General features: G+C 68.1%; 10 protein-coding genes. 5 read left to right on the top strand and 5 right to left on the bottom strand.

The window, feature by feature from the left end; all coding sequences use genetic code 11:
• Position 1 precedes the first annotated feature (1 nt).
• The 3 genes from ASE28_RS28570 to ASE28_RS28560 all read right to left on the bottom strand — a co-directional run bounded on the left by ASE28_RS28570 (position 2) and on the right by ASE28_RS28560 (position 3,464).
• On the bottom strand, positions 2–1,102 hold the full coding sequence (locus ASE28_RS28570) for a DUF72 domain-containing protein (protein ID WP_057269660.1): 1,101 nt from the start codon (positions 1,100–1,102) through the stop codon (positions 2–4).
• 20 nt (positions 1,103–1,122) lie between these two features.
• Complete coding sequence (locus ASE28_RS28565; RefSeq protein WP_057269480.1) at positions 1,123–2,967, bottom strand: monovalent cation:proton antiporter-2 (CPA2) family protein; 1,845 nt, start codon at positions 2,965–2,967, stop codon at positions 1,123–1,125.
• 92 nt (positions 2,968–3,059) lie between these two features.
• Positions 3,060–3,464, bottom strand: a complete 405-nt coding sequence (locus ASE28_RS28560; protein ID WP_057269479.1) for a hypothetical protein — start codon at positions 3,462–3,464, stop codon at positions 3,060–3,062.
• 283 nt (positions 3,465–3,747) lie between these two features.
• Here ASE28_RS28560 and ASE28_RS28555 point away from each other — a divergent pair, with 283 nt between their 5' ends.
• From ASE28_RS28555 to ASE28_RS28545, 3 genes are all read left to right on the top strand, one after another.
• Positions 3,748–6,120, top strand: a complete 2,373-nt coding sequence (locus ASE28_RS28555; protein ID WP_057206020.1) for a Tex family protein — start codon at positions 3,748–3,750, stop codon at positions 6,118–6,120.
• Positions 6,121–6,241: 121 nt separating this feature from the next.
• Positions 6,242–7,072 (top strand): HDOD domain-containing protein, encoded by an 831-nt coding sequence (locus ASE28_RS28550; protein ID WP_057206022.1) that lies wholly within the window; start codon positions 6,242–6,244, stop codon positions 7,070–7,072.
• A gap of 26 nt (positions 7,073–7,098) precedes the next feature.
• Entirely contained in the window at positions 7,099–8,205 is a 1,107-nt protein-coding gene (locus tag ASE28_RS28545; RefSeq protein ID WP_057269659.1) for a patatin-like phospholipase family protein, read from the top strand.
• Between the two features lie 21 nt (positions 8,206–8,226).
• Here ASE28_RS28545 and ASE28_RS28540 read toward each other — a convergent pair whose 3' ends face one another.
• Together ASE28_RS28540 and ASE28_RS28535 are read right to left on the bottom strand one after the other, a co-directional pair.
• On the bottom strand, positions 8,227–11,082 hold the full coding sequence (locus tag ASE28_RS28540; RefSeq protein ID WP_057269478.1) for an EAL domain-containing protein: 2,856 nt from the start codon (positions 11,080–11,082) through the stop codon (positions 8,227–8,229).
• Between the two features lie 333 nt (positions 11,083–11,415).
• Positions 11,416–12,552, bottom strand: coding sequence for an iron-containing alcohol dehydrogenase (locus ASE28_RS28535; protein ID WP_057206028.1), 1,137 nt, complete (start codon positions 12,550–12,552; stop codon positions 11,416–11,418).
• A gap of 205 nt (positions 12,553–12,757) precedes the next feature.
• Here ASE28_RS28535 and ASE28_RS28530 point away from each other — a divergent pair, with 205 nt between their 5' ends.
• Both ASE28_RS28530 and ASE28_RS28525 read left to right on the top strand, forming a co-directional pair.
• Complete coding sequence (locus tag ASE28_RS28530; protein WP_057269477.1) at positions 12,758–13,726, top strand: alpha/beta hydrolase; 969 nt, start codon at positions 12,758–12,760, stop codon at positions 13,724–13,726.
• Between the two features lie 10 nt (positions 13,727–13,736).
• Positions 13,737–14,594 carry a YbgC/FadM family acyl-CoA thioesterase gene (locus ASE28_RS28525; RefSeq protein ID WP_057269476.1) on the top strand — a complete coding sequence of 286 codons (858 nt, stop codon included), beginning with the start codon at positions 13,737–13,739 and terminating at the stop codon, positions 14,592–14,594.
• The last annotated feature ends 54 nt before the right edge of the window (positions 14,595–14,648 follow it).

Raw genomic sequence — 14,648 nt, 5'->3', positions numbered from 1 at the left:
GTCAGGTCTTCTTGCGGGCCGGCGGCTGCGCGGCCACCCGCTCTGCCAGTGCCTGGATGGTGATCGGGGCCGAGCCCTCGGCATGGTTGCTGATGCAGACGTAGGCGTTCTGCCCGGCACCGGTCACGCCGGCGATCAGGCGCGCCAGCTCCTCGCGGTTCTGCAGGTCGGGGTGGTGCAATTGGTCGAAGGGCTCGTAGAGTTTTTCGGCCTCTTCGTAGCCATAGGGGCCGTGCACCGGGTTCAGCATCCAGCGGCAGACCAGCGGGCCGGGCCACAGCGCGCGCAGCATGTGCAATTGGTCGGCCAGCGGCGGCATCTTGGGGTGCAGGTCGATGCAGTAGGTGGCGCCCGCCTCGCGCAGCACGGCCGCGAAGTCGAGGGCCATCCAGTGCGAGCTGATCCATTCGGGGTCGCGCACCTCCACGGCCAGGATGCCGTCGGGCGCAATGGGGGCGAGCTTGGGCTGGGCCAGCAGCATGGTGCGCAGGCGCTGCAGCACCTCGGGCAGGCGGTCGAGCTGGTCCATGGGCAGGGGGCTGAGCTGGAACACCAGCGCCCCGATCTTGTGGCCCAGGCCCTGCAGCGCGGGTTCCACGAACTCGGTGCGTGCCAGGTCGGCATTCAGAAAGGCGGGGTTGGGCTCGCGGCCACGGCCATCTTCGCTGCGCACCAATGCATCGGTCACCAGGCTCGGGGCCTTGACCACAAAGCGGAAGTCGTCGGGCACCTGGCTGGCATAGCGCTCGTACTGGCTCACCGTGAGCGGGCGGTAGAAGCTGCGGTCGATGCTCACCGTGCGCAGCAAAGGGTGCTGGACGTAGATTGACAGCCCGTTCTTGGACAGCTGTGCCGGGGAGTGCTCGCCCTCCCAAACCAGGCCCTTCCAGCCCGGGTAGGTCCAGGTGGAGGTACCCAGGCGCAGGTGGGTCGACAGGCTGGCGGCCAGGGCGTGCGTGGCGTCGTCCTGCGGCTGTGCGCTGACGCCCAGGCCTTTCTTGCGTGCGGGCGGGGCAGGGGACTTCTCATCCTGCACGGCGGCGGGCGCTGCGGGTGGCGGCGGCGGTGGCTCAGGCGGGCCACCGAACAGATCGTCCTGCATGCCCATGGCGCCTCTCGCGTTCAGGCCTGTGGAGCCACTGCGGGCTGCGGCTGCTGCTCCAGTGCATCGGCCGCTTCTTCGTTGAGTGCCCTGGCTTCGCGCTGGGGTTGCGTGAGCGGGGTGGCAATCCACTTGTTGCCCTGGAAGAAGTTGCGCGCGCCGTCCTTGTCCCCGGCCAGCTCCCGCTGCAGGCGCTCGGCATCGCGGTGGCGAATGCTTTCAGCCACTTCGGCCACCTCTTCGGCGTCCACACCCAGGGTCTGCAGCGCCTGCATGCCAAAGCCCATGGCCGACTCGAAGGTCTCGCGCATCTGGTAGTCCACGCCCAACTGCAGCAGCTCGATGGCATGCTGGCGGTCGTAGGCGCGCGCCAGCACCGGGATCAGCGGGCATTCGTGCTTGAGCAGCTCGACGATGCGCGTGGTGGTCTTGGCATCGTCCACGCAGACCAGAATGGATTTGGCGTGGTGTGCGCCGCTGGCGTGCAGCACATCGAGGCGCGTGCCGTCGCCGTAGTAGACCTTGAAGCCGAATTTCGCGGCCGCGCGGATCATGTCGGTGTCGTTCTCGATGATGGCGATGTCGACACCCCGCGCCAGCAGCAGTTGGCTGGCGATCTGCGCAAAGCGGCCGAAGCCGATGATCAGCACCGTGCCCTTGAGGCCATCGGCCGCGTCGATGCCCGCCATGTCCTGCGCGGGCTCGGGTGGCATGAGCCAGCGCAGCGAGAGCACGGCCAGCGGCGTGAGCGCCATGGAGATGATCACGGCAGCGGTGAGCACGGCATTCATCTGTGCCTCCACGATGCCCGCAGCAGCCGCAGCCGAATAGAGCACGAAGGCGAATTCACCGCCCTGGGCCATGAGCATGGTGCGCTGCAGGGCCTCGCCGTGCGCAGCCTTGGTGAAGCGTGCCACGGCGTACACGCCGATGCCCTTGACGGTCATGCAGGCCACCACGCCCCCCAGCAGCAGAGGCCAATTCTGCAGCACCAGCGGAATGTCGAGCGCCATGCCCACGCCCATGAAGAACAGGCCCAGCAGGATGCCGCGAAACGGCTCCACATCGGCCTCTAGCTGGTGGCGGAAGGTGGATTCAGACAACATCACGCCGGCCGCGAAAGCACCCATGGCCATGGACAGCCCGCCCCACTGCATGGCCAGCGCCGCGCCCAGCACCACCAGCAGGGCGGCGGCGGTCATCACCTCGCGCGCCTTGGCACGGGCCAGCACGCTGAACAGCGGGTTGAGCAGCCAGCGGCTGACTGCGACCAGGCCGACCACGGCCGCCAGCGCCACACCCACGGTGACCCAGCGAGACACGGCCTCCCCGGTCGGGGCGGGCGAAAGGAAGGCGACGATGGCCAGCAAGGGTACGATGGCCAGATCTTCGAGCAGCAGGATGGAGACGATGCGCTGGCCGCGCGGCGTGGAGGTGTCGCCGCTCTCGTCGAGCAACTGCATCACGATGGCCGTGGACGAGAGCACAAAGCCCGAGGCCGCGATAAAAGCCACGGCCGACGAGAGCCCTGCCACCACGCCAGTGGCGGTGAGCAGTGCGATGCAGACCAGCACCTGGGCCAGGCCCAGGCCGAAGATCTGGCGCCTGAGGTTCCACAGCCGGGTGGGCTGCATCTCCAAGCCGATCACGAAGAGGAACATCACCACGCCGAGCTCGGCCACGTGCAGGATGGTCTGGGCATCGCTGAAGAAGCCGAGGCCGAACGGCCCGATGGCCAGGCCTGCGGCCAGGTAGCCGAGCACCGAGCCCAGGCCCAGGCGCTTGAACAGGGGCACGGCGATGACGCCAGCGGCCAGCAGCACGACGACTTTGACGAGTTCGGTGCCTGATTCAGCAGCGGCCATGGGGACTCCGGGACAACAACAAGAGGGAACGAAACGCGGGGTAAGGAGATGGTAGCGTCATCCTGCGCCCTGCAAGGCGTGGGGAAGGCCCCTCACGGGCTGGAGAACAGGCCGCCCTCGTCCAGCAACTCGTAGGCAATCTCGGGGCGCTGGTCCATGCCCTTCTTGATCGCGGCCGGAATGGACTGGCGCGTCTTGCGGCACAGGCCGGGCTGCTCGTGCACCAGGATGGCGATACCACGCAGGGTGCGCACTTCGTTGGGGCTCGGTGTGACGGTGATGCGGATGCCGAGCTGCTGTTCCATGCGCTCCTGCATGCGGCGCAGGTCAGCCAGGCTGGTGATGCCCTCGAGCCGGGTGAGCAGCTTCTTTTCCTCGGTCTGGGTCAGCTGCAGGATGCGCGTGTCGCCATCGGGGGCCTGGAGCAGGGCGTCCCGGTCGCAGACACAGGCGCCAGGCGGGCACTCCGTGCGGACGGGGAAGGGGACAGGCTTCATGGAGGGAGAGGGCGTGCGGATCTGGCGAGCGGCGTGGTCCCTGCATTCTAAGAGCGGCTAACAAACCTCTTCTGGCGGCGTTGCAGCGTCTTGTCGTACTGCTCGTACTGCCTGCGAAGCAGCGCCTAGCCAGAACCGCTTCGCTGAGTTTTGTTAGCCGCTCTAAGAAGCTCCGGCATTTCCGAGGGTAAGCCAGGGCGTTGCCCGGGCTGTTACCAAAAGTGGCTGTGGCAAACTCCCGCGCTTCGCGTATTTTTTCGAGTTTCAGAGAGTTTGCCCACCCATGCAGCAGATCGTCCGGCAGTTGGCCGCAGAAATCAAAGTCAGTGAATCCCAGGTGCGTGCAGCGGTGGAGCTGCTCGACGGGGGGGCCACGGTGCCCTTCATCGCCCGCTACCGCAAGGAAGTGACCGGCGGGCTCGACGACATCCAGCTGCGTGAGCTGGAAGCGCGCCTGTCCTACCTGCGCGAGCTCGAAGACCGCCGCGCCACCGTGCTCAAGAGCATCGACGAGCAGGGCAAGCTGACCGACGCCCTGCGCGTGGCCATTGCCAGCGCCCCTACCAAGCAGGAGCTGGAGGACATCTACCTGCCCTTCAAGCAAAAGCGCCGCACCAAGGGCCAGATGGCGCGCGAGTTCGGCATCGAGCCGCTGGCCGACAAGCTGTTTGCCGACCCCACGCTGGACCCCGCAGCCGAGGCCGCCGCCTTCACCAAGCCGCCCGAGGTGCTGGACGACGGCAAGACCGGCGCCGACTTCTCCACCGTGCCGGCCGTGCTTGATGGCGTGCGCGACATCCTCTCGGAGCGCTGGGCCGAGGATGCGGTGCTGGTGCAGTCGCTGCGCGAGTGGCTCTGGTCCGAAGGCCTCTTGCGCAGCAAGAAGGTGGACGGCAAGAACGAGAACGACCCCGAGGTCTCCAAGTTTCGCGACTATTTCGAATACGACGAACCCATCGGCCGCGTGCCCTCGCACCGGGCGCTGGCGGTGTTCCGCGGCCGGGCGCTTGAGATCCTCGAAGGCAAGCTGGTGCTGCCGGTCGAGCCCGAGCCGGGCAAGCCCAGCCTGGCCGAAGGCAAGATCGCCCTGCACCTGGGCTGGAGCCATGCCGGCCGCCCGGCAGACGACCTGCTGCGCAAGTGCGTGAGCTGGACCTGGCGCGTGAAGCTGAGCCTGTCGACCGAGCGCGACCTGTTCGCCCGCCTGCGCGACGATGCCGAGAAGGTCGCGATCAAGGTGTTTGCCGACAACCTGCGCGATCTGCTGCTGGCGGCGCCTGCCGGCCCGCGCGTGGTGATGGGGCTGGATCCAGGCATCCGCACGGGTGTGAAGGTGGCCGTGGTGGACGCCACGGGCAAGCTGGTGGAGACCGCCACGGTGTTCCCGCACGAGCCGCGCCGCGACTGGGAAGGCTCGCTGCACACGCTGGCCAAGCTGGCGGAAAAGCACGGCGTGAACCTGATCGCCATCGGCAACGGCACGGCCAGCCGCGAGACCGACAAGCTGGCGGCCGACCTGATCAAGCTGGCCGCCAAGGCCGAGCGCGCCATCGAGAAGGTGGTGGTGAGCGAGGCCGGCGCCTCGGTCTACTCCGCCAGCGAATACGCCTCGCAGGAGATGCCCGACGTGGACGTGAGCCTGCGCGGCGCCGCCAGCATTGCGCGCCGCCTGCAGGACCCGCTGGCCGAGCTGGTCAAGATCGACCCCAAGAGCATCGGCGTGGGCCAGTACCAGCACGACGTGAACCAGAGCGAGCTGGCCCGCACCCTGGGCACGGTGGTGGAAGACTGCGTGAACTCCGTGGGCGTGGACCTGAACACGGCCAGCGTGCCGCTGCTCAGCCGCGTCTCGGGCCTGTCGCCCAGCGTGGCCAAGGCGGTGGTGCGCTGGCGCGAGGCCAATGGCGCCTTCAAGAGCCGCAAGCAGCTCATGGACGTGTCGGGCCTGGGCGCCAAGACCTTCGAGCAGAGCGCGGGCTTCCTGCGCATCCGCGGCGGCGACAACCCGCTGGACATGACGGGCGTGCACCCCGAGACCTACCCCGTGGTCGAGCAGATCATGGAAAAGACGGGCAAGCCCGTGGTCGAGATCATGGGCCGCAGCGACATGCTCAAGACGCTGAAGCCGGAGCTGTTCGCCAACGAGAAGTTCGGTGTGATCACCGTCAAGGACATCCTGGGCGAGCTCGAAAAGCCCGGCCGCGACCCGCGACCGGACTTCAAGGTGGCGCGCTTCAACGATGGCGTGGAAGACATCAAGGACCTCAAGGAAGGCATGATCCTGGAGGGCACGGTGAGCAACGTGGCGCAGTTCGGCGCCTTCATCGACCTCGGGGTGCACCAGGACGGCCTGGTGCACGTGAGCCAGCTGGCGCACAAGTTCGTGAACGATGCGCGCGAAGTGGTCAAGACTGGCGACATCGTCAAGGTCAAGGTCATGGAGGTGGACGTGGAGCGCAAGCGCATCGGCCTGTCGATGAAGCTCGGCGATGCGCCCCCGCGCCAGGGCGGCGACCGGGGCGGTGCGCGCGACAACCGCTTCGAAGGGGCCGGGCGCGGCTACCAGCAGCAGCCCCAGCGCCGGGGTCCCGAACCGGCGCAGCAGTCGGCCATGGCCTCGGCCTTTGCCAAGCTGCAGCAGGCCAAGGGCCGCTGACCGTTGATGCGGCCACCGCAACCGCCCGTGCAGGTTAGACTGCATGGACAAAATGGGTGATGGGCTGTTGGTACGGGCAGCGCCATAATCGCCGCTTGTCCCACCAGACGCCCGATCACCCATGGAGTTGAATGCCCTGCTGGCCCAGCCGGCGGCCCTGCCCAGCCTGCCGCGCACCGTTGCGCTGCTGATGAGCGAGCTGGCCCAGCCCGAGCCCAGCCTGCGGCGCATGAACCAGCTCTTCGGCACCGACCCGGCCCTGGCCGCGCGTCTGCTCGAACTCGCCAACTCCCCCGCCTTCCAGATGCCGCGCCAGATCGCGGGCATCCCCCAGGCCCTGGCCTTGCTGGGCACCGGCCAGTTGCGCACGCTGGTCACCTCGGCGCCCCTGGGCACCACCTCGCGCTCCGTGCCCGGGATCAACATGCAGCAGTTCTGGCGCTACAGCCTGAACACCGCCAAGCTCTCGCGCTCGCTCGCGGGCCTGGTGCACCATGACCAGATCGCGGCCTACACGGCCGGCCTGCTGCACGGCCTGGGCGAGCTCGTGATCCACCTGGCCGACCCTGAGAAGGCCCATTCGGTCAACACCCTGGTGCCGCCCCTGGACATGCGCCGCAGCAAGGTGGAGCAGCGCATCTTCGGTTACTGCTACGCCAATGTGTCCGCGGGGCTGGCCCGGCGCTGGCAATTGCCCGAGGTGGTGGTGGACGCCCTGCAGTACCAGGACGCGCCTTTCGAGAACAAGGCCTACGAGCCGCTGGCGGGCGTGATCCATCTGGCCTCTTGGCGCGCCCGCGCGCGCGAGGCGGGGCTCAACGAGAACGAACTGGCTGTCTCCTTCCCGGGCGAAGTGGGGCTGGTGCTGGGGCTCGATATCGACATGGTGCTGCAGCAGGACCCCATCGACTGGAACGTGCGCCCCGAGGCCGCCGCAGATTACGTGGTCTGAGCCTTCGCTCTGGGACAATGCCGGGCATGAAAGCACTGCGCATCCATGCGGGCCCGCGCGCCCGCCAGCACCTCGAACAACATGGCCTGCAACCGGGCGACGTGCGCGTGATCCCGGCTGCGGCCGGCGGCCCCAAGGGGCTGATCCTGGGGCCGCTGGACCGCTTCCTTTTCGGCGATTGGCTGACCGGTTCCAGCCAGCCGGTGCACCTGGTGGGCGCCTCCATCGGGGCCTGGCGCATGGCCACGGCTTGCCTGGGGTCGTCGGTGGCCGCCTTCGAGCGGCTGGAGCACGACTACATCCACCAGAGCTATGAGCTGCCCCCGGGCAAGAAGCGCCCCCCGGCGTCCCATGTGAGCGAACGCTTTGGCCAGAACCTGCAGGCCTTTTATGGTGGGCGGGTGGCCGAGGTGCTGAGCCACCCACGCTTTCACCTGCACATCGTCACCTCGCGCGGCCGGCATGTACTGGCACGCGAGCACAGGGTGGGCACGCCGCTGGGTTACCTGGGCGCCTTTCTGACCAACACGGTGCATCGCAAGGCCCTGGGCGCGTGGCTGGAGCGGGTGGTGTTCTCGTCCCCTGATGCCGCGGCCCCCGCCCCGGGTGGCGCGGCGCTGCCATTCGGCACGGCGGATTTCCGCACACGCCAGGTACAGCTCACGGCGCAGAACTTCATGCCCGCGCTGCAGGCCAGTTGTTCGATCCCCTTCGTGCTGCAGGCCGTGCACGACATTCCTGGCGCCCCGCGCGGCGCCTATTGGGATGGCGGCATCACCGACTACCACCTGCACATGGGCTACCACCTGGCACCCGCAGGGGCCGGGGGCCTGGTGCTGTACCCCCATTTCCAGCACCAGGTGGTGCCCGGCTGGCTGGACAAGGGGCTCAAGTGGCGGCACGGCTCCACTGCGGCGCTCGACTCCATGGTGGTGCTGTCGCCGCACCCCGAATGGGTGCGAACGCTGCCACACGGCAAGCTGCCTGACCGCAACGACTTCACGCACTACGGCACCGACAGCACGGGCCGCGCCAAAGCCTGGCTGGCCGCCACGGGGGCCAGCCAGCAACTGGCCGATGAGCTGGCCGAGTGGTTGCACCGGCCCGATATGGGGGCCGTGCAGGCACTGTAGCCAGCCCTGCCTCGGGTCTGCTCAGCGGGCAGGTGTGGGGGTAGAAGGCGTGACCATGCTGGCCGGCCGGGCCGCTGCAGTCTGCTGGAGGTGGCGTTGCTCGTAGGCCCGGGTCCAGGCCAGCACCTCGTGCGCGGGCATAGGGGGCGCAATGCCGAAGCCCTGGGCCCGCTCGCAGCCCAGCGCCAGCAGTTTCTCGCCATGGGCCTGCGTTTCCACGCCTTCGGCGATCACGTGGCGGTTGAAGGCCCGGGCCAGGGTGATGATGGCGTTGACCAGGGTCAGGTCGTCCTCGTCGTGCAGGATGCCGTGCACGAAAGACTGGTCGATCTTGATGGTTTCCGCCGGCAGGCGTTTGAGGTAGGACAGCGACGAGAAACCCGTGCCGAAGTCGTCGAGCGCGAAGCGCACGCCCAGTGCCTGGCAGCTGTGCATCATGCTGCGCATGTACTGCATGTCCTGCAGCGCGGCGGATTCCAGGATCTCGAGTTCCAGCCGGGCGGGGGACACTTCCGGGCAGGTCAGCAGCAGGTCCTTGAGCCGGTCCACGAAGTCGGGGCGGTGAAAGTGCTGTGCAGCGATGTTCACGCTGACCTCCCACTGCACACCCGCCAGGCTCCACTGCCGCATCTGAGCCAGCGCTTCCTTGAGCACCCATTCGCCGAGTTCGGCCACCACCTCCACATCTTCCAGCAGGGGCAGCACATGCTGGGGTCCGAGCAGGCCCTGCTCCGGGTGCTGCCAGCGCAGCAGTGCTTCCATGCCCAGCACCTCGCCGGTGCGCAGGTTCACCTTGGGCTGGTAGTACAGGCGCATCTCGCCGGCCTGCAGCCCCTGGGCCACCCGGGTCTGCTGCGAATGCTGGGTCTGCACCGCGTGGTCGAGCTGCACGTCGAACAGGTGCATGCGGTTGCGGCCCGAGCGCTTGGCCTGGCACATGGCCTGGTCGGCCTGGCGCAGCAGGGTGTCGGGGTTCACGTCGTCCTGCGGGAACACGGCCACGCCCACGCTGGCGGTGGTGTGCAGCAGGCGGTCGTCGATGGCATAGGGCGCGGCAAGCTGTTGCATGAGCTGGTGCACATGCTCTTCGATGGCGGGCACGTCGGTCTGGTGGTTGAGCAGCAGCACGAACTCGTCACCCCCCAGGCGCGCCGCGGCATTGCTGCCGGTGGCAAAGGCGTTCAGGCGTTGGGCTACCTCCTTGAGCAGGCGGTCGCCCATGCGGTGGCCGTGGGCGTCGTTGATGCCCTGGAAATGGTCCAGGTCCAGCATGCACACGGCCAGCAGGGTGGGGCTGCGGCCCGTCACGAACAGGGCGTGCGTGAGCCGCTCGGCCAGGGCGGCGCGGTTGAGCAGGCCGGTCAGGCCATCGTGCCGCGCATGCCAGGAGATCTGGTGGCGCAGGTGGCTGGCCTCGGTCACATCGCGGAACACCAGCACGCAGCCCGATGCGCGCCCGCTGCCCTGGCGGATGGCCGATGCGGTGTACTCGATGGCGTAGCGCTCGCCCGAGCGGTGCAGCAGCACTTCCTGCATGGCCGGGCGATGGGCGTTGGCATGGACCTGTTCCCCGGTGGCACGGCCGGCCGCCTGGCTCGCGGGCTCCTCGTACAGCCGGAACACGTCGTCCAGCAGTTCACCCACGGCCTGATCGGCGGTGTAGCCGGTCATGAGCTGGGCCGCCTCGTTGATGGTCTCGATGCAACCGGCCAGGTCGGTGGTGATCACGCCATCGCCGATGGAGGCCAGCGTGACTTCGGCGCGGTCCTTCTCGTTGCGCAGTGCCTGCTCGGCGCGTTTGCGCTCGGTGATGTCCACCAGCGTGCCCACGGTGCCGGCCACGGCGCCGTTCGTGCTGGTGAAGGGCGCTTCATAGTAGGCCATGGTGCGTGCCAGTTGGCCGGGGGGCTGCACCAGCACCTCGTTGTCCTGCGACATGGCCAGTTGCCGGGACTGTGCGGGTGAGAGCAGGTGCGGCGCCGTGAGGCCCGGGAACATGCCCTGGCCCGGCAGGCCGGGGTCGCCGTTCTGGAACAGCCGTTGCCAGGCGCGGTTGGCATCGACGAAGGTGCCGTCCGCCTCGCGCACGAACACCGGCAGGGGCAGGGCGTCGATGAGCTGGCGCGTGAAGTGCAGTTGCTCGCTCTGCAGTTGCTGCGTCTCGCGCAGCGAGTGCACCAGCGACTGCACCTTGCCCGCCATGTCGTTGAAAGTGTTGGCCACCGCCCGCGATTCCAGGGTGCCCTTGATGTCCATGCGCGTGTCCAGGTGCCCTTGGCGGAAGCGGTCCGTAGCCTCGGTCAGGCGGCGCAGCATGCGGGCGTTGGCGCGCAGGATCAGGGTCAGCAGGAACAGGATGGTGAAGATGTTCAGCGCCGAGATGCGGGCCTGCACCACCACCGTCTTCCAGACCCGGTCCACCAGGATGCCGGGATCGGCGGTGACCGTGAGCACGCCGGTGCGACCGTCCGCAAACGCCTGGCCGAAGCGCTGCGTGGGCGGGGTGATGTCCAGGACCTGGGCAAACCACGCAGGGGCCTGCATGGCCACGGGGGGCGCGGTCCATTGCAGGGGCGCCTGGCCTGGGACCTGCCACAGCAGCGACTGCACGGCCGGGCCGAAGCGCGTGGGTGTGGCCTGCAGCACGCGGGCGGCCGACTCGCGGTTCGCTGGGTCCAGGGCCACCAGGGTGGGCAGCAGGCTGTCGCCCACGCGCGCGAGTTCGGCCACGGCACGGTCGTTGGCTTCCTCCTCCTCCAACGACACCAGTTGCTGGTAGCGCACGGCCACGACCGCCACGATGATCACCAGGATCGCGAGGTACAGCCGGGGAATGGTTCCCTGTGTCAGCCAGGCCCTGAATTTTTCTGCGCGCATGGATGGATCAGCCGGTCATTTCATGGATTGGATGAAAGAGCGCGCGGGATCGCCAGCGGCGAGCGCCCGCCCGTTTCCGGTGGCACAGCCGACAGCCCGGCCCGCGTGCCGGCCATGCACTCCACCATGCATGCCGCCTCGCTCAGCAGTGGCAACGGCCCACGGCGCCCTGCGGCGCCGGTCCGTTAATTACTTTGTTAATTATTGTTTGACAGCTCGCAGTTTAGCTGCACGGGCGCTGTCTGTGCCCCGCCCGTATGGGGGAGGCCGCCGTGGGGCTGGCAGGCGGCTGCGGACCTGGTTTGCCGGCCGCCGGGCGGGCTGCTGAAGGCGTCAGAGCGACTGCGTGAGCATGTCCCGGTATTCCTCGGGCGTGGCGATGCGCGGGTTGGTCTTGTGGCAGTGGTCGGCCATCGCACCCTTGATGATGTCGTCGAACATGCTTTCGGTCACGCCCATGGCCGCCAGGCCCGTGGGCAGGCCCAGGCGGGCGTTCATGTCGCGGATGGCTTCGGGGATGTCGCCTGCGCTGGCCAGGCCCATGGCATGGGCCATGCGTTCCAGGCGCTTGTCCTTCTGCACGGATTCGGCCCCGGCATTGAAGCGCACCACGGCGGGCAGGAACATGGCGTTGAGCGTGCCATGGTGCAGGCGCGGGTTCACGCCGCCCAGGCTGTGGCTCAGCGAATGCACGGCACCCAGGCCCTTCTGGAAGGCCATGGCGCCCTGCATGCTGGCGCTCATCATGTGCAGGCGCGCATCGCGGTCGCTGCCGTTGCGCGTAGCCGGCTCGATGTTCGCCCAGCCGCGCGTGAGGCCGTCCAGGGCAATGCCGTCGGCCGGCGGGTTGAAGGCGGCCGACATGAAAGTCTCCATGCAGTGCGCGATGGCATCCATGCCGGTGGCCGCAGTGAGCGCGGGCGGCAGGCCCAGGGTGAGTTCGGGGTCGCAGATGGCCGTCCTGGGCACCAGGTTCCAGGAGTGAAAGCCGAGCTTGCGGTGGTCGTCCACGATGATGATGGCGCCGCGCGCCACCTCGCTGCCGGTGCCGCTGGTGGTGGGCACGGCGATCAGCGGCGCGGCGCGCTCGGTGATGCGCGGCGAGCCGCCTTCGATGGTGGCGTAGTGCGTGAGCGGGCCTTCGTGCGTGGCAGCGATCGCGATGCCCTTGGCGCAGTCGATGGCCGAGCCGCCGCCCACGGCGATCAGGCCATCGCAGCCCTCGCGTTTGTACACCTCCACTGCGGCGCGCACGGCGGCCTCGGTAGGGTTGGCCGGAGTCTGGTCGAACACCGCCACGGGCAGGCCCGCGAGCGCATCGAGCGCCTTTTGCAGCACGCCGGCGGCCTTGACCCCAGGGTCCGTCACGACCAGCGGGCGGGTGATGCCCACGCGCTCGCATTCCTGCTGGAGCAGCTTCACGGCGCCGAACTCGAACTGGATCTGGGTGACGTAGTAGATGAAGGCCATGGCGTTGCGGGAAATTGCGTGGAGGATGGCTATCGACTTTACAACCCAGGGGGCGGCATGGCCCTGAAGCAAACCCTCATGGATGCCGCTTTTTTCGTCACCTCCGTGACAACGGCGTGGCCGGCTTTTCAGGGCGCTGCGGCAGGGTGCAGGGCGTTCGGGTAGATTCGTCCCTGCCTTTTTTGAAATTGAGCGAGTTTGCCCTTTGACCGATCTGCACATCCACGCCAATCGCCTGACCCCCCAGATGCGCAGCGTGCTCGAACGCATGGCGCGTGCGGGCCACCCGCCGCTGTACACCCGCACCCCGCAGGACGCGCGCACCGCCTATGCGGCCGGTGCCGACGTGCTGGAGATCCCCAAGCCCGTTCTGCCCCGCGTGGAGGACTTCTCCATCCCTGCACGCGACGGCCATCCGCTGCCTGCGCGCCTGTACGCCCCCTCACCGCAGGACGCGGGCCCGCTGCCCGTGCTGCTGTACACCCATGGCGGCGGTTTCACCATCGGCAGCATCGCTACGCACGACATTCTGTGCCGGGAACTGGCGCGGCTTGCGGGCTGCATGGTGGTGTCGCTTGATTACCGGCTGGCGCCCGAGCACCGCTTTCCCACCGCCACCAACGACGCCTGGGACGCTCTGGCCTGGCTGCACGCCAATGCCACCCGCCTGGGCGCCGACCCGGCGCGCATCGCCGTGGGTGGCGACAGCGCCGGCGGCACGCTGGCCACGGTGAGCGCCATCCTGGCGCGCGATGCGGGCCTGCCGCTGGCACTGCAGCTGCTGATCTACCCGGGCTGCGCGGCGCACCAGGACACACCCTCGCACACCCGCTTTGCGAGTGGCCTAGTGCTGGACGAGCCGGCCATCACCTGGTTCTTCGGCCAGTACGTCACCACCCGCGGGCAGCGCGAGGACTGGCGTTTTGCGCCCTTGCATGCCGATGATGTGGACGGCGTGGCCCCGGTGTGGATGGGACTGGCCGAGTGCGATCCGCTGGTGGACGAGGGCGTGGACTATGCCGACAAGCTGCGCGCCGCCGGCGTGGCGGTGGACCTGGAGATCTACCGCGGTGTGACGCACGAATTCATCAAGATGGGCCGCGCCATACCCGAGGCGCGCCAGGCCCATGCCGACGCGGCGCGCGCGCTGCGCAACGCTTTTCAATTGGAGTGAGACACAAACTATGCAACGCCGTGATTTCCGTTGTTTCCATCGCCTTCGGGTGCGCTGGGCCGAAGTGGACATGCAGAAGATCGTGTTCAACGGCCACTACCTGATGTACATCGACAACGCCATGTCCGAATACTGGCGCGCCCTGGCCTTGCCCTACGAGGCCAGCATGCACGCGCTCGACGGCGAGCTGTTCGTGAAGAAGGCGAGCCTCGAATACCACGCCTCGGCGCGCATGGACGACACGCTGGACGTGGGCATGCGCTGCGCGCGCGTGGGCAATTCCTCGTGCCTGTTCGAGGCAGGCATTTTCAGTGGCGACCGGCTGCTGGTCTCGGGCGAGCTGGTCTACGTGTTCGCCGATCCGGTGGCGCAGAAGTCGCGGCCTGTGCCCCAGGCGCTGCGCGACATCGTCACCGCCTTCGAAGCCGGGGAGGACACGGCCGAGGTCAGGACCGGCGACTGGAATGCGCTGGGCCGTGATGCGGGCCGCTTGCGCACTGCCGTGTTCGTCACAGAGCAGGGCATTCCCGCCGAGATCGAGGCCGATGCGCTCGATGCCACTGCGCGCCATGCGGTGGTCTACAACCGGCTGGGGCAGCCGATTGCGGCGGGGCGGCTGTTGCAGGAGGCGCCGGGTGTTGGGCGCATTGGGCGGTTGGCGGTGGACCGGTCGGTGCGGGGGACGCGGTGGGGGCGCAAGTTATTGGATGCGTTGGTGGATGCTTCGCGGGCTCGTGGGGACCGGGAGGTGCAGTTGCATGCGCAGGGCAATGCGGAGGGGTTTTACCGGAGGGCGGGGTTTGCTGTGGTGGGGGAGTCTTATGAGGAGGCTGGGATTGCGCATGTTGTGATGGCGCGGGTTTTTTGATTATTTGGCTTTGGGTGTCGCTTCGCTTTGATGAGGCGTGCCTTTGTTGAGGGT

It is taken from the genome of Acidovorax sp. Root219 (assembly GCF_001428665.1).
GTDB lineage: Bacteria > Pseudomonadota > Gammaproteobacteria > Burkholderiales > Burkholderiaceae_C > Acidovorax.
The sequence above is the reverse complement of the archived record's forward strand: the minus strand, read 5'-3'. Positions and strand labels throughout refer to the sequence as shown.